The sequence below is a fragment of the Adhaeribacter terrigena genome (assembly GCF_016623615.1).
Classification (GTDB): Bacteria; Bacteroidota; Bacteroidia; order Cytophagales; family Hymenobacteraceae; genus Adhaeribacter_A; species Adhaeribacter_A terrigena.
The window spans coordinates 164,390-180,537 of the sequence record NZ_JAEHFX010000006.1 but is presented as its reverse complement, the minus strand read 5'-3'; the positions used below and the strand labels follow the sequence as shown (position 1 = coordinate 180,537).

The window sequence follows — 16,148 nt, the reverse complement described above, 5'->3', positions numbered from 1 at the left end:
GAAAACGCTATGGTTTGAGAGCTGAAAAACTGCTTTAAAGATCTTTTAACGCCGGCACTTTCCATTCTTCTATGGGCCAGTGGGCCAGTTTTGCTCCGGCCTGGTAAGCGCTTTCCAGAAAATCCAGTAATGCTTTTTTGGGGTCCGGTTCTTTTCTCAGGTTTTCATAGCCCAGAAAAGCCATCGGGCTGCCGTTCGAATCTACCCATTGGGCAGTGGCGGGTTCCAGTTTTTCTTTTTCAATTCCGGGCGGTAAAGGTGCTGTATAAGAATAGAAGGCTGGTTCACGGACCTTGTCATCGCCAGGCCAGAAACCAAATGCGATTGTTTCGTGGGAGTATGCATCTTTTTCTACGATGCTCATTTTAGGATCGAGGGGTACTTTTTTTCCGGAAAAGCGGTAGAACGTAAGGTCGAAGTGGTGCCAGTATAAATGAACAGGGCTGGTTTTGCCGTAAAACCGGCCGCTGAATTCTTGAAATATCTGATCGATCTGTGCAAGCACGCACCAGAATTTTTGCACCATTTCAGCGTCGTAGCGGTGGTGTTCGCGGTCTTCAGCAAAGGGAATTTTACTTTTATTGTCGTAAGGTTTGGCCTGGATCTTTATTTCAAAATGCAGTTCGCGCAATGCGCTGAAAACCTGGTCGTAAAATTGGGCAACGCTTAAACCTTCGTGCAATGGGATCTGCCGGCTTTTGCCTTCGCTCGAAATTACCTCTAAAACGTGTTCTATAAAATTAAATTGGAGTTCCAGCGTGCGGTTATGATAAGGCATGGCGCCGGTAGTTAAACCGCGGGGCGTAACGTAAAGGGTAGCGTGCCACCAATGGTTTTTACGCGGCATCAGTTTCAGCCGGATCTTGCCTACGATCTGTATAAATAAATGCAGCGTGTCTTTAGTTTCTTCCCAATCGGTAAGCGGCAAGGAAGGGAAAGTTTCGGATCTGGTTTGCGTTACGGGCATAAATTGCAGCGGTTAAAACGGTAAGGTATTATTACTTAAAACAGGAGTAAGGGTTTTTGTTTGAAATTTGCTGCGAAAATCTGCGGCAATTCTACCGGGAATTTTCGGGTAACTTCCGGCAGACTTTTTCAGGGTAAAACCCTACCGTTTTTTTGTTGTAACGAGCAGAATGAAAAATAGCTGATCCAAAGCTTTTTAGGCCGAAAATATACCGTTTCTCGTATAAATAAGTTAATTTGCCTCAAACCCGGCCGCAGGGCTTTCGTTTAGCTTTTAGAAATTAAGTTTATTCGCAATGGTGTTGAAGAATCTTCGCGGGATTACCGAGAATTTAAATATGTTGATCAATAAAGTTTCCGAACAAATTAGAAGTAGCCGTTATATAAGCCGCGACCTGAGTTGGCTGCGTTTTAATTACCGGGTACTGGACCAGGCTAAAGACGAAAGCAAATCCATTTTCGACCGCCTTAAATTTTTGGCCATTACAGCTTCCAACCTCGACGAATTTTTCATGATCCGGGTAGGTAGTTTGTATAATTATATCGACTACGGCAAAGAACGGGTAGATTATTCGGGTCTGCGCGAGCTGCCTTTCCGGAAGAAGTTACTGGAGTTTGCCCACCGTTTTGTAAATGACCAATACCTGGTTTACAGCACCGAACTGAAACCGCATTTTGAGGAGAATGGCTTTAATATTCTGAAACCGGCCGAGCTTTCGGAAGTAGAAAGAAAGAAGGTGGATACGTATTTCAAAAAAACGATCTACCCGCTGCTTACGCCCATGGTGTATGACACCTACCACGGTTTTCCGCTGCTCATGAACCAGTTGCTCACCTTTGGGGTAGTAACCAAAACAGCCGAAGATATTAAACAGAACCAGCGCCTGACATTTGTACAAATTCCGCAAAACCTGGCCCGGTTCTACGAAATTCAGCGCAAGGATATGGTAATTTTTGTGCCGATCGAGGAAATTGTGCGCTGGAAGATCAAAAAGCTGTTCCGTAACGTGGAAATCGTTTCGGCCAATTTATTCCGCATTACTCGCAACGGTGATTTTACCCTGGAGGAAAGCGACGATATTGAAGCGGATTTTATTCAGGAGATCAAGATCAAGCTCAAAACCCGTAAAAAAGGCCGCGTTGTGCGCCTGGAAGTTGAAAAGAATCATTCTTCTTTCATGATGAAGGTGCTGCGCGAACGCTGGACGATCGACAATGCGAACATTTTTTCGCTCACCGGGCTGGTAGATATGAAAGGTTTCTGGCAGATCCTTAAGCATCCGCAATTCCGGAACCGCATGTTCAAGCAACCCAACCCGGTGGCGCCACTGAGTTTACCCGATAACAATACGGAAAACCTCTTCGAATACCTGAAGAAAAAAGATGTATTGCTGCACCACCCTTATAACAATATGGAGCCGGTGATCAGGTTGCTGGAAAAAGCTGCCGAAGACCCTTACGTGCTGGGAATTAAGCAAACCATTTACCGTTTGGCCGATCAGTCGCGCGTATCGGCGGCCCTTTTAAAAGCGGCGGAAAACGGGAAGCACGTTTCGGTTTTGTTTGAAGTGAAAGCCCGTTTTGATGAAGAACGCAACATTAAAGAGGGCGAAAGGCTGGAAAAAGCCGGTTGTTTTGTGATCTATGGCATCGGGAAATATAAAACCCACACCAAAATGCTCATGATCATCCGCAAAGAAGGCGAAAAAGTTACGCAATACGTGCACCTGGGCAGCGGAAACTACAACGAACAAACCGCCCGCCAATACACCGACGTCAGTTTATTAACTACCGATGAAGTTTATGCGCACGACGTTTCGGAATTCTTTAACGTAATTACCGGGCATTCTATGCCGGATGAATACCAGAATCTGATCACGGCTCCGAAGAATATGCGCCAGCAACTGATCGAACTGATCAGGGGCGAAGCCCGCAATGCCCAGGCCGGTTTGCCGAGCGGGATTGTGATCAAGATCAACTCGCTGGAAGACAAAGAAGTGATCGATGAGTTTTATGCGGCCTCGAAAGCGGGCGTGCCTATAAAACTGATTGTGCGCGGAATTTGCTGTTTGCGCCCGGGCCGCGAAGACCTGAGCGAAAACATTGCGGTGAGCTCTATTGTGGGCGAATACCTGGAACACACACGTTTATTTTACTTCCACAATAACGGTGACCCGAAAATGCTGGGAGGCAGTGCCGACATTATGGTGCGCAGTTTTGAGCGTCGCATAGAAGCCTTGTTCTACATTGTGAACGAAGACCTTAAAAAGGAAGCAATCAATATTCTGTATTACAACCTGAAAGACAATCAGAACAGCTATAGCATGCGCGAAGATGGTACATATGTGAAAAAACAACCAATTGGCGATGAACCGGCTTTTAATGCACACAAAGAGTTTTATAAGGTAAACGAAGAAGATATAGACCGGAGCTGCCTATTTGAAGAACTATATCCGGAAATAAGGCTGAACCCGGAAACGGAAAAGGCCATGCAGGAAAATCTGAAAGAAGACCTTTTGTAGTTACTAAGGATGCCTGAAAATGAAAATGCCCGGTTAAACTACCGGGCATTTTTTATGCAAATTTTAATACCGTTTTCCTGACTTTTCCCGGCTGAAATCCTACCGTTTTAATTGGATAATCGGTTATTGGTAAACCTTCAGTTATTAGTAACCCGTTCGGCGGCAAATCTTTCGTAAAGCGATTGCATCATGCCGTCTTTCAGACCTACCGAAGGCACGATCATGCTTTCTACTTTGCTCCAGCGCATGGCAGCCAGGTAAATTTCGGCGGCGGGTACAATTACGTCGGCCCGGTCAGGGTTCAGGAGCATGATGTTGATCCGGTCTTCGAGCTTCATTACGGCCATTTGCTCCACAATTTCTTCGATCTGCTTTTTAAAGATCGGTTTGCCGGCAGTTTTACCCGCCAAATCGTAAATTTTGTTGATGTTACCGCCGGTGCCAATAGCGCGGTTTACGTGGTATTTTTTGGCATTTTCCTTCACCCAGCGCTTCATGTTCGTCCAGATGGTTTCCGATTCGTTGCCCTGCATGTGGCGGATCGAGCCCGATTCGAAAGACTGGGAAGCTACTTTTTCGCGGTCCACATAAATGTTGAATTCCGTGCTGCCGCCACCTACGTCTATGTGCAGGTAATTCTTATCGTCGAGCACATTCAGGATCACTTTATTAATCAGTTCCGCTTCGGCTACCCCGTCTATTACTTCTATGTGCATGCCCAGTTTATCCTGCACCTTCTGAATAATTTCGGCTGCATTTTTGGCTGTACGCATAGCCGAAGTAGCACAGACCTGGTAAGCCTGCACTTCGTGTACTTCCAGGAGCAGTTTTAAGGCATGCAGGAATTTGATGAATTTTTCCTGCTTCGGTTCGCTGATGTAGCCGGTATCGAAAACGTCTTCGCCCAGGCGCATCGGGTAGCGGATGTATTCTACTTTTTTGAAGGTAACGTGTTGGTTGTATTCGAGTACACTTGAAATCTGGCAGCGTACGGCGTTGGAACCAATATCTATAGCAGCAAATTTTATCAAACCGGGTAATTTTTATAAAAGATTGAAACAAATATACGCATAAAATATTTTTGGGTAGGGCAGGCGAAGCTGTTAAATTACCGTAAAACCTGCACTGCCAATTTTAAATTACATGCATATTACCGAGCTTTTAAAACAAACTACCGGTCGGCAATTTTCCCTGGAGATCTTACCCAAACCAGGTATGAGCACGGAAGAGAACCTGTTGCTATACCAGAAAATTTTTGCGCGTAAGCCGCTATTCGTCGATGTACCGTACCATGCGGCCAGAAGCAATTCGGGTTTTTCGGGGGAAAAGGATAGCGTTTTGAAAGCCCGGCCCAAAACGAAAAGTCTGGCTGAAACGCTAATCGGAAGGTATGCGCTCATGCCGCAGCCGCATATTTTATGCACCGGATTTACACCGGAAGAAACGGAAACTGTTTTGCTGCAATTGCACCAAACCGGCGTGCGGAATCTGCTGCTTTTACGCGGGGATATTTCGGGGGACAAGGCACCAAAACCTAGACAGCATGCCTTTGCATATCAGTTGGTAGAACAGGTAAAAAAGCTGAATAACGGCATCAATTTCCGGAATGAAAAAAGCGCTTTTAAAACCGATTTCTGTATTGGGGTAGGAGGTTATCCGGAACCGGCAGAAAATTTTGAGCTTTCCGTTCAATATCTGAAACAGAAAGTTGCAGCCGGCGCCGATTTTATCATCACCCAGTTTTTTTTCGATAATTCCCGTTTTTTTGCTTTCGAAAAAGCCTGCCGCAACGCCGGAATTTCCGTTCCGATCTTTCCCGGCATCAGCCCTTTGGTTTCTTTAAATTTGCTGCAAAAGCTGCCTGCCTTTTTTAAAGTTTCGGTGCCCGCAGCATTACAAAGACAAATAAATAATTGCACCGGGAAAGCGGAACTGGAAGAAACGGGCATACACTGGGCCGTGGAACAAGCCAGTGAATTATATGAAAAGGAATTTAAGTGCGTGCATTTCTTTGCCCTTTCGCCTCCACGGATTCTGGAACAGGTACTTTCCAAATTATTTTAAAACAGAAAAGCCACTGGAAAAATAATTTCCAGCGACTTTTTAACTTTTACTTCAAACCAAAAATCTTCAGATCTTCAAATTTCCAAATTGAAACTTACTTCCGGATCCGGACTTTTTTCCAGTAAACAGTATTAGCCGATTTTACTTCGATGAGATAAATGCCGGCATTCAGTTTACCCACGTCCACGGGCTTTGCCATAGGAGCTTCTTCGGGGGTTAAGGCTAAGGCGTAAAGCACTTTACCGGCATTGTTTTTCAATTCCATGTTTGCCGTATCTTTCAGCGCCTGGGTAAAACGTAAACTAAAATTGCCGGTTTGCCGGTTGGGGAAAAGATTGATGCCGGAAAGGGTTTCTACGCGGCTTTCGGGTTCGCTGGCTAACGTTTCGGTTTTGGTTTCGGTCTTGGTTTTTACCGTTTCAGTTTTTACTTTGGTTTTGGTAGTGGTTTCCTGGGCATATACCGCTTGTGCGAATAAAAATAGGAGGCCAGCCAAAAAAGAGATCCAGAAGATGCTTTTCGTTTTCATATAGGTGTTCGGAGTTTAATGCTGTTTTGAATGCCTTACGCTAAATTCGTTCCAAGTTTTTCAGGTAACCGGGTTTTTGGCTGAAAAACCATAGCGTTTTGTTAAAAAAGTTCTTTTTCTGGCATTCTTAATTTTACTTAACTTACCACCCGCATTAAAATCTGCTTCCTCCTATGGAAAAAAACAATCCGAAAGTGGCACGCGCCTGGTGTATGTACGACTGGGCAAACTCGGTTTATTCGCTTGTAATTACTACGGCTATTTTCCCGATCTACTATGTGGCCATCACCACGCAGGCCAACGGCACCGACTGGGTAAATTTCCTGGGCTGGCAGGTTTCGGCTTCGGTGCTTTATAAATACGCGCTAACGGGTGCTTTTCTGGCCATTGCGCTGGTGAGTCCTATTCTCACGGCTATTGCCGATTACGGTGGAAACAAGAAAGCTTTTATGCGGTTTTTCTGTTACATGGGTTCTTTCGCCTGCATGGGTTTGTATTTTTTCGAGCTGCACACGTTTTCGGTTTCGGTGATTTTGTTTATGGTAGCGGCCATTGGTTACAGCGGCAGCATCGTTTTCTACAACGCTTATCTGCCCGAAATTGCCACCGAAGATCAGTTCGATAAACTTAGTGCGCGCGGATTTTCCCTGGGCTATATTGGCAGTATGCTGTTGCTTGTTTTTTCATTAGCGCTGGTTTTAACGCCCGAAACATTTGGTATTACCGAGAAAAGCATGGCACCACGGTTGTCGTTTTTATTTACCGGTTTGTGGTGGTTTGGCTTTGCGCATTATACGTTCGCGTACCTTCCTAAAAACCCGTATCATAAAAAGCCCGAAGGAGATTACCTGTTCAATGGGTTTAAAGAGTTGCGCCAGGTTTGGGAACAGTTAAAAAGTTTACCGGCTCTGAAGCGCTTTTTACTGGCTTTCTTCTTTTACAACATGGGCGTGCAGACGGTTATGTACGTGGCTTCACTTTTCGGTTCGAAAGAACTGCATCTGCCGGATGACGCGCTGATCATGGTGCTGCTAATTATTCAGGGCGTAGCCATTGGTGGAGCGTATGGCTTTGCCTGGCTTTCTTCCCGCCTGGGCAATATCCGTTCTTTAATGATCGCGGTACTGGTTTGGGTAGGCATCAGCATTGCGGCTTATTTTATTACTACCGGCAACCAGTTTTACATGCTGGCTTTTGTAGTGGGTGCCGTGATGGGCGGCATCCAGGCGCTTTCACGTTCTACTTATAGTAAACTGCTGCCGCAAACAACCGATCATGCCTCCTTTTTCAGCTTTTATGATATCTGCGATAAGGTTGGATTGGCGCTCGGTTCGCTGGTGTTTGGCATTACGGAACAGTGGTTTGGTTCTATGCGCAACAGCGTGCTGGTGCTTTCGGTGTTTTTCATTTTCGGCCTGATTGTATTAGCTTCTATCCGGAGTAAGAAAACGGAACCGCAACCGCAGTTTGCCTGATAAGGTTTGCAGAGCTTGGGATTCTGAACAATATGTGGGACTTGGTCGGTGGATTGCAGTTTTGCAGCCTCAAATCATACCGTTTTAATCCGTCATCCCGACTATAGGAGGAATCTATTACAGATGGTAGTTTGGTTTGCTATTGACTTTTGAAGCTCAAAATGATACCGTTTTTCATAGTCTATATTCTACCTTTTATCATTAGCTGAATTAGCTTTTAACTCACTTCTGTGTTCTTTTTGTCCCCGAAAGGGTTCGGGATGTTCCACTTGATACAAAAAGAACCAACGAAAATCAAGTGGCACGTCCCGTAGCATTTCGGGAGCAAGGGCATACTTCCCGCAAGCCTGCGGGACAGGCGCTGACCGCTCAAACAGTGCGCTTGACAAAAGCGCACCCCGTTTACTTTCTGCATTTCATAGTAAACGGAACAGTGCCTAGATAGAAAACTTTTCTGATCATGCAGGCGGCTTAATTTGCTACCGTAAGCGCAAATTCTGCTTGCTTTTCATCGCTTTCGTTGATCGAACTCCGCTTATACGTTCGAGGGAAGCACGCAGATTTTTTGAATCCTTTAATCCCCTAATCCTGCAAATCCCAATTGGCTTCGCCGAACTACGTTTCAGACAAATAATCCTTTAAATCAAATGATTCCCTGAAATCGTGTTCAACTTTAGGTGACGGTTTTTAAGCTTTCTCTCCTGTTTTTAGGAAAGGATTGGGGTGAGGTCAAGCTCCTCTTCTGAACCGGGGGCTGGGGGTGGTTGAATCACATTTGCTGAAGAAAAACCATTCCTTATTTTAACCATTTAGCTGAAGTAGCTCCATAAAAAAAGTCCGGCTCATTTCTGAACCGGACTTTTTTGCCTTCAAAGCATAGCGTTTTCTATTCGAAGCGCAGGTGTTTTACTGATTCGCCGGAATTCATGATCTCCAGAAGCGCATCGATACCAATCTGCAAATGTTTATTTACAAAATTGGAAGTTACTTTTAAATCGCTTTCGGCCGTTTTCACGCCATCCGGGGTCATCGGGTTATCTGAAACCAACAGCAGGGCGCCGTGCGGAATGTCGTTCATGAAACCAACCACGAAGATCGTAGCCGTTTCCATGTCGATGGCCATGATGCGGGTTTTGCGCAGGTATTCCTTGAATTCCTCGTCGTGCTCCCACACGCGGCGGTTGGTGGTATAAACGGTTCCGGTCCAGTAATCGAGCTCGTGCTTTTTGATCATGGAAGAAACGGCGCGCTGCAAACGGAACGAAGGTAATGCCGGAATTTCGGGCGGTAAATAATCGTCGGAAGTACCTTCGCCGCGAATGGCAGCGATGGGTAAGATCAGGTCGCCGAGTTTGGTTTTCTTTTTCAGACCACCGCATTTACCCAGAAACAAAGCCGCTTTGGGTTTAATGGCTGAAAGGCAATCCATAACGGTAGCAGCCATAGGGCTTCCCATCCCGAAGTTGATGATGGTGATATTGTTAGCTGTGGCGGTTTGCATGGGCTTATCCATCCCTTTAATTTCTACGTTATGTTGTTCGGCAAACATCACCACGTAATTAATAAAGTTGGTAAGCAGAATATATTCGCCGAATTCATTCAGCGGCGTACCGGTGTATCGCGGCAGCCAATTGTTTACAATTTCTTCTTTGGTCTTCATAGAATTAGCTTAAAACCCCGGCTTGCAAAAGCCAGAGCCCGGTAATATACGGGGATTTTCGTATTTTTGACGCATGCAAGCGTTAAATTTACCGGCTTACGATTACAAACTTAAAAAAACAGGCGGGAATTCCTTTATTTTCGACCCGGTCAGGAAGAAGTTTGTGCTGCTTACGCCGGAAGAATGGGTGCGCCAGCATTTCCTGCATTATCTCACGCTGCATTTACAATACCCCAAAAGCCTGATCTCGATTGAGCGCGGTATGCATTACAATAGTTTGCAGAAACGCACTGACCTGCGCGTGTATTCTTCCGAAGGCACTCCCTTGGTTTTAATTGAATGCAAAGCGGCCGGGGTGAAAATTTGTGCCGACACCGTAAAACAGGCTTCGGTTTATAATCAGACCTTACGCGCGCCTTACGTAATGCTCACCAACGGCCTGGAGCATTATTGCTGGAAAGTAGATTTTGTAAATTCACGCTACGAGGCGTTGCAGGAAATTCCGGTTTTTAGTGCGTTAGGGTAGCAGGAGGCGGTAATATATGTAATGCTTTTTTTAAGGTTTTTCCGGGGGGGATTTTGGTTTCGCAAATTTGCTTAATCCTCAATTGCCTCAATGCCCATTTCCTTCAGCCGCTCCAGGTGATCTCTCATGGTTTTTAGCTGTTCAGGGGTATGTCCCTGCCAATCTTTTACTTCACCAATTACCCGAAGCGGATGCCGCGAACGGTATGATCTGGTTGGATTCCCGGGGAATTTCTTGTCCGTTAAATTAGGATCATCTTCTATTGGGCCGGTTGGTTCTACAAAGTAAATTCTGCCCCGCCCTTCGCCCAAAGCAAGTTCCGCTCCCCAGGTTGCCGCATCGAGGGTGGCAGTTAAATAAACAAAAGAGGCTTGCTTCTGCTTCCCGTAGTTTGAATTAAAGCCGGGTATGATCAGATCTCCTGATTGCAGGTCGCTCTTGGTGCCGTGATAAAACTTCTGTGAACTCAGGTCGTTATTAGGCGCTATTGACTTTTCTTCAGTGTTGTCCGTTTTCATTGTTGTGATATTGTTTGAGAAAGCCTTTTCGTGTTTTGGATGCGTGTAACGTTTATGACTTAGGGAAATCGGGTTTTTTTATGAGTAAATACCACATAAAACTGGGGCAATATATAAAGGACTTCACTTTTATAAAAGTCCAAAACCACTGAAAAAAAAACCGCTTTTATTACCTGTAGGTCTTGTTTATTTGGTTTTGAAACTATTATAAAGTTTTACATTATTATACATCATCTTCTTTCTTGTATCCTTCATAATAATAAGATTGCTCTATGCCCTTAAAAATAATTTCTCTGTTATTTATTTCGTCAGTTAAGTTGGTATTTAGCAATGTTCTTAATTCTAAATCGTTAATGGGGCTTCTTTCCATAGCCTGTAAATAAAGCGTTTTGTCTACGAACTGCCAGTTTACCATTTTTTTAAGTTTCGTTTTCAGGAGCATATCCAGCCAAATGCGCATTGTTCTGCCGTTTCCTTCCATAAAAGGGTGAGCAATATTCATTTCTACGTATTTGGCAATTATTTCTTCAAAATTGCTTTCAGGCATTTGCTCAATTTTCACCAGAATTTCATTTAGGTACAACGCGTTAGCAAATCTGAAACCACCTTTCGATATATTTTTTGTTCGTATTTCTCCTGCAAAATTATACAATCCGCTAAAGACATAGTTGGGAATTTGTTTCAATCCTTTAGTGGTACCTACTTCACATTTATTAATATCGCCCGAATCAAATAAGCGATAAGCATTTTCTAAACTTTCCTTATCTATGTTTTTCATATCCAATCAGACATTGAGTCAAAACTTTTACACTTTCTATTTCTAAACTTATTTATCAGTTTTGGAGCCGTTTTCCCTACCGTTTTTCATAGCAAAATACAAAATTGTTCAGGTGTTATGCTAGTACAGGTTTCAATTAATTATCAAAAATTGAATTCTCAGGCATGGGAATAGAGCATAGTTTTTAGCCCGGAAAACCTAGCGTTTCAGCCAGAAATAAAGATTGTTTTCGATCAAGCCGTTGCGGTAGTATTGCACCAGTGCCTTTAATTCCTGCGTGTATTTTTTTTCGAGTTCCGGGTTCGGCACAATCTGCGGCTCTAACTGGTGAGGGGCATATTGAAAGAAATTTACCTGGTCGTATTCGTTCATTTTGGTAACCAGATCGGGGTGTACCAGCACGTAATTATCATCGGTATATAAAATGGCCCGGCCGGCAGTGGTAGTATCTAAAACCGAATTGCTGAATGGTAAAATTTTGTTCGCTGGCAGGTTCAGGTAATGGGCAATGGTAGCGGGAATATCGGCGTGCTGCGTGATTTTAAAGAAATTCCGGACCGGCAGCATTTTGGTTGGATGAAAAAGCAGTAAAGGAATTTTAAACCGGCCCAGGTCATTCTGGTACGAAACATCCACGCTTTCCTGCGTATGGTCGGCGGTTATAATGAAAAGGGTATTCTTATACCAGGGTTGTTTGGAAGCGGTTTTAAAGAACTGGCGCAGGGCAAAATCGGCGTAACCAATAGACTCGTGGATTGGCAATTGTCCTTTCGGAAAGCGGCCTTGGTATTTGGCAGGCACGGTGTAAGGCTGGTGCGAACTCAGGGTAAAAACAGTCGTTAAAAAAGGTTGTTGCTGGTTGTTCAGTTCCTGGGCAAAATACTGCAGATACGGTTCGTCCAAAATGCCCCAATGCCCGTCGAAATCAGTTTTGAACAGGTTTTTCGGATATTCGCGCAAGCCGTAATACTGCTCGAAGCCGGCAATTCTGGCAAAAGTATTAAAGCCCATCGTACCGTTTTCGGCGCCGTGAAAAAAGGAAGTAGAGTAGCCCGCTTCTTTGGCGATGCTGCCAATGCCGTGCAGTTTGTTGCTCTGAAAACTGGAAGTGATATAAGGTTGATTCATGAGCGAAGGCAATCCGGCAAAAAGCGGCGGCAAGGCTTCAATAGATTTTCGACCATTGGCGTAATGCTCACGGTAAAAATTGCCCCTCGCCGCCAACGAATCGAAAAAAGGAGTGTAGCCTTTGCCGTTGTTTTCAAGGCCGGTGTATTCCGAAGCAAAGCTTTCCAGGATGATGATCACTACGTTATCGCGCACCGGCTTTTCGGTTAGTTGCGGTCGTAGGTCCGGGTTATAGTTTAGAGCTTGGTGCAGTTCTGCTTCGGTAGCGAAATATTCTTTCGGATCTAAAACCGGGCTGTTGATGCTTTTTATAAAAGTAAAAGTGGTATTTAAAGTAACGTGGCCCAGGATGGGTGGTTCCTGTACGAAGGCGTTGGCCGGTCGTAAGGGTTTTAGCGCAGTTCCTCCACGAATAAACAAAACACCGGCGCCCAGCATCACGATCAGGCCGATTATTTCTACCAGCAAATAAGGCTTAGCGTCCGGGTTTTTCCTTTCTTTCGGATACAATTTTATCAAAAGGAATAGCAATAAAGCGCCTGCGAGCGGGAAGTACCAATAATTGCTGAGCAACTGTCCGGCCTGGGCCTGGATGTCGCGGGTAATGGTGAAAAGCTCGTTGGAAGTGCGGCGGCCAATGAATTTAAAATATTCGAGGTCTATCAGGTTCAGGCAAAGGAACAGAAAATTGGTAAATACAAACCAGATCTTCAGCCCCAACTGGTAGCGTTTCCACTCGGTAAAAGCAAAAGGCAGCAGGCAGAAAAATAGAAAAGGCAGGTTTACCATGAAAATGGCGGCCAGATCGAAACGGATTCCTAAAACAAAAGCTTTGGCAATTTGCGCGTTGGTAGCCTGGCTGAAGGTATCGAAATGCAGGGTTAAAAAAGCAGATCGCAGCAAGGTATAGATTATCAGCAAAAAGCCTAAGCGTTTTAGTAGATTTCCAAGTTTAAGCCAGAACATGTGTTTGAGAAAAGGGTAGGGGTTATGCCACTAAAAACGAAAGCCTCTCCGAAAAATTTCAGAAAGGCTTTCGAAAGAAATAATACTTACAGTATTACGCGTATGTTTCCAAAACGTTGTTTACGTTGGTATAAGGCAGGTCAAACGCTTCCGCTACACCTTTGTATACCACTTCACCGTTCACCACGTTCAAGCCTAAACGCAGCTCATCGTTTTGCGAGCAGGCCGCCTGCCAGCCTTTATTTGCGATCAGAACCGCGTATGGCAAGGTAGCGTTAGTTAAAGCAAGGGTAGAAGTGAAAGGAACCGCACCCGGCATGTTGGCTACGCAGTAGTGCACCACATCGTCGATGATAAATGTAGGGTTTTCGTGGGTAGTTGGTTTACAGGTCTCGATGCAACCGCCTTGGTCAACGGCAACGTCCACTAAAACTGTGCCCGGACGCATGTCTTTCAGCATATCGCGGGTAATTAAATGCGGCGCTTTTGCCCCCGGAATCAATACGGCACCAATAATTAAATCGGCGGTTTTAATTGCTTCTTTAATGTTGTAGTGGTTGCTCATTTGGGTTACTACGTTGGCCGGCATAATATCATCCAGTTCGCGCAAACGAGTCAGGTTAATATCCATGATGGTTACGCGCGCGCCAAAACCAGCTGCAATTTTAGCAGCCTGGGTACCAACAATACCACCCCCTAATACCAATACTTCAGCAGGTTTTACACCCGGTACGCCACCAAGCAGAATACCACGGCCTTTCAACGGTTTCTCTAAGTATTTTGCGCCTTCCTGTGGAGCCATGCGGCCGGCCACTTCGCTCATCGGGATCAGCAACGGCAGGGAACGGTCTTTTTTCTCAACGGTCTCATAAGCAAGGCAAATGGCTTTGCGCTCGATCATGGCACGGGTCAATTCTTCGGAAGAAGCAAAGTGGAAATATGTAAAGATCAGCTGACCTTCCTTAACCAGGTTATATTCAGAAGCGATCGGCTCCTTTACCTTGATGATCATTTCGGCAATGCCGTAAACTTCTTCGATGGTAGGCAAAATTGTTGCACCAGCCGCTACGTAATCTTCGTCGCTGAAACCGGAACCTACACCAGCAGTTGCCTGCACGTAAACCGTGTGGTTATGTTTTCTCATTTCTGCTACGCCACCTGGCGTTAGCGCTACGCGGTTCTCGTTATTTTTAATCTCCTTTGGAACACCAATTATCATTTCAGTATATATTAATGTTGTGAATTAATGGCGCAAAGATAAGTTAGTTTCTCATAATTAAATAGAAAATGAGAAGGGAAAAATTCCCCCAACCGCGAAAAGCTAAAACCTTGTTTTTCAGAAAAATAAAAATGCTATGGTTTTAGCATGAAAAAGTGCCTTACTCAGATTTAGCCTTAAACCAGGAGGCAGATTGTTGCAACCGGGCTTTATTTGGTTTTATGATTTTATCAGAATCAGGATTTTCAGAACAACTACTGAGTTATGATTTTTATGATTTTCGCGATGAAGTAGTGTCAGGGCTTGACCTGTATGAACGCTACCTGATCAATATCTGTCTGAATTTGGATTTATCAGATTAGAGAATTTAAGGATTCTTTTCTGAATCAGAATTTGCAGAATTTTCAGAAATACACTCCTAAGTTCCATTCACGCCTATCGCCAGCGCAGCGTAACCTGAGAATCACGCTATCCGGAAAACTAAACTAAAAAGAAGCGAGCTACGGAGGCAAACTGACAACAGTTTCTGCGTTCGCGGCCTCCAAGCTTTCCGGTGCTGAGGTACGAGGCAGCCCGCCAGGGCAGGAAGGGTTGCAGCCGCGAACGCAGAAACGAAGCCACCCGGCTTGAGGGTGAAAGTAAAAGTTAAAGGTTGAAAACCGAAGCGAGCAATGAAAACGCTATGCTTTCAGGCTCAAAAACTCAATAGTTAAATAAACTACCAATTTGATGAGATCTCTCCTGACCTCGAGATGACCGAATAAAACACTATCCTTTATTGAATAAAAACTCTTTCCCTTAAAAAAATCCCAAAAACACACACCTTTCACGAACTGAAAAGACATAAAAAAAGGCAGCGAAAAAATCACTGCCATTAGTCAAAATAAAACTATGAAAAAACTATTTAAAAGGAACGCTGTTGGTTCCTTCTTTAACTACGCTGGTTGGCGCTAAGGATTTTACTACCTGTGCTTTCAGGTTAACCTTGGCCGGTTCTGAAACGATGTCGTTTGAATAAATTTCTACAACCTCCGTTCTATTCCCTAACAGATTGGGATTGTAAGAAAGTTCCAGCGTTGCTTCTTTATTTGGTTTAATTGGTTCCGGAATGTGCTGCAGAGCTACACAGTTGCAGTTGGTTTTCACATCGGAGATCACCAGGTCCGTTTTACCGGTATTTTTTACTTTGATTTTAGCCGTAGCCTGACGATATGTTTCAACTTTACCAAAATCGTGGGTATTATTGGTTACAACCAGTTTTGGTGACTTGGCTTTTTGCTCCGGCGTATAGTTTTTAGCCGCTTCGGCGCGGGTAATAACGTCACCTTTAATGGTTAAAACTTTGGTAGGTTCTGAGCCATTAGAAGTTACCGTAATGGTTTTATTGAAAGCGCCCGGGCGGCCATTGCTGTTATAAGCGGCTTTTATGAAACCGGTTTTACCAGGCAAAACCGGATCTTTAGACCAGGCCGGCGTAGTGCAACCGCAGGAAGCCTGTACGTTCGAAATGATCACGGGCTGATTGCCAGTGTTTTTGAATTTGAATTCGTGCGTGGCTACCACGCCTTCCGTAATTTTGGCAAAGTCGTGGGTTTCAGATTCAAATTTCAGCACGCCTTGCGCAAATGCGTTAACTGAAGCCAGCATGAAAGCCAGGGCTGGCAAAATTGTAAAGATTTTTTTCATGGTTAACCGTAGTTTAATTATTACGTGAGTTAATCGTTACCGGAAGCAAATATACAAAAACCGGAAGTTAAATGCACTACAAATTTTCAATCAGGTTGGTTTCCCTGCTTG

General features: G+C 44.5%; 13 protein-coding genes. 4 read left to right on the top strand and 9 right to left on the bottom strand.

Features of this window, described 5'->3' with window-relative positions; genetic code table 11:
• Positions 1-34 precede the first annotated feature (34 nt).
• A complete protein-coding gene (locus I5M27_RS12775; RefSeq protein WP_200506628.1) occupies positions 35-967 on the bottom strand; it encodes a DUF5996 family protein in 933 nt (310 codons plus the stop codon).
• Between the two features lie 337 nt (positions 968-1,304).
• On the opposite strand from I5M27_RS12775, the gene ppk1 reads away from it, so the two are divergent.
• Positions 1,305-3,488, top strand: coding sequence for a polyphosphate kinase 1 (gene ppk1 / locus I5M27_RS12770; RefSeq protein ID WP_200506626.1), 2,184 nt, complete (start codon positions 1,305-1,307; stop codon positions 3,486-3,488).
• A gap of 137 nt (positions 3,489-3,625) precedes the next feature.
• Here ppk1 and I5M27_RS12765 read toward each other — a convergent pair whose 3' ends face one another.
• The gene (locus I5M27_RS12765) at positions 3,626-4,516 is read right to left on the bottom strand and encodes a Ppx/GppA phosphatase family protein (RefSeq protein WP_200506791.1); all 891 of its coding nucleotides are present in this window, start codon (positions 4,514-4,516) and stop codon (positions 3,626-3,628) included.
• Positions 4,517-4,631: 115 nt separating this feature from the next.
• Between I5M27_RS12765 and I5M27_RS12760 the strand changes: the two genes are divergently transcribed.
• Complete coding sequence (locus tag I5M27_RS12760; protein ID WP_200506625.1) at positions 4,632-5,552, top strand: methylenetetrahydrofolate reductase; 921 nt, start codon at positions 4,632-4,634, stop codon at positions 5,550-5,552.
• Positions 5,553-5,646: 94 nt separating this feature from the next.
• On the opposite strand, the gene I5M27_RS12755 is transcribed toward I5M27_RS12760, so the two are convergent.
• A complete protein-coding gene (locus I5M27_RS12755; protein ID WP_200506623.1) occupies positions 5,647-6,081 on the bottom strand; it encodes a T9SS type A sorting domain-containing protein in 435 nt (144 codons plus the stop codon).
• Between the two features lie 173 nt (positions 6,082-6,254).
• Between I5M27_RS12755 and I5M27_RS12750 the strand changes: the two genes are divergently transcribed.
• Positions 6,255-7,556, top strand: a complete 1,302-nt coding sequence (locus tag I5M27_RS12750) for an MFS transporter (protein ID WP_200506621.1) — start codon at positions 6,255-6,257, stop codon at positions 7,554-7,556.
• Positions 7,557-8,442: 886 nt separating this feature from the next.
• Here I5M27_RS12750 and I5M27_RS12745 read toward each other — a convergent pair.
• Positions 8,443-9,216 carry an AMP nucleosidase gene (locus I5M27_RS12745; protein WP_200506619.1) on the bottom strand — a complete coding sequence of 258 codons (774 nt, stop codon included), beginning with the start codon at positions 9,214-9,216 and terminating at the stop codon, positions 8,443-8,445.
• A gap of 73 nt (positions 9,217-9,289) precedes the next feature.
• Here I5M27_RS12745 and I5M27_RS12740 point away from each other — a divergent pair, with 73 nt between their 5' ends.
• A complete protein-coding gene (locus tag I5M27_RS12740) occupies positions 9,290-9,742 on the top strand; it encodes a type I restriction enzyme HsdR N-terminal domain-containing protein (RefSeq protein ID WP_200506617.1) in 453 nt (150 codons plus the stop codon).
• A gap of 71 nt (positions 9,743-9,813) precedes the next feature.
• Here I5M27_RS12740 and arr read toward each other — a convergent pair whose 3' ends face one another.
• From arr to I5M27_RS12715, 5 genes are all read right to left on the bottom strand, one after another.
• The gene (gene arr / locus I5M27_RS12735; RefSeq protein ID WP_394369085.1) at positions 9,814-10,230 is read right to left on the bottom strand and encodes an NAD(+)--rifampin ADP-ribosyltransferase; all 417 of its coding nucleotides are present in this window, start codon (positions 10,228-10,230) and stop codon (positions 9,814-9,816) included.
• A 253-nt stretch (positions 10,231-10,483) separates the two neighbouring features.
• Positions 10,484-11,038: a protein adenylyltransferase Fic gene (fic, locus tag I5M27_RS12730; protein ID WP_200506614.1), complete on the bottom strand. Its 555-nt coding sequence runs from the start codon at positions 11,036-11,038 to the stop codon at positions 10,484-10,486.
• A 198-nt stretch (positions 11,039-11,236) separates the two neighbouring features.
• Positions 11,237-13,132: an LTA synthase family protein gene (locus tag I5M27_RS12725; RefSeq protein ID WP_200506612.1), complete on the bottom strand. Its 1,896-nt coding sequence runs from the start codon at positions 13,130-13,132 to the stop codon at positions 11,237-11,239.
• Positions 13,133-13,226: 94 nt separating this feature from the next.
• Positions 13,227-14,351 carry an alanine dehydrogenase gene (ald, locus tag I5M27_RS12720; protein WP_200506610.1) on the bottom strand — a complete coding sequence of 375 codons (1,125 nt, stop codon included), beginning with the start codon at positions 14,349-14,351 and terminating at the stop codon, positions 13,227-13,229.
• Between the two features lie 900 nt (positions 14,352-15,251).
• A complete protein-coding gene (locus tag I5M27_RS12715) occupies positions 15,252-16,037 on the bottom strand; it encodes a DUF1573 domain-containing protein (protein WP_200506608.1) in 786 nt (261 codons plus the stop codon).
• Between the last annotated feature and the right edge of the window lie 111 nt (positions 16,038-16,148).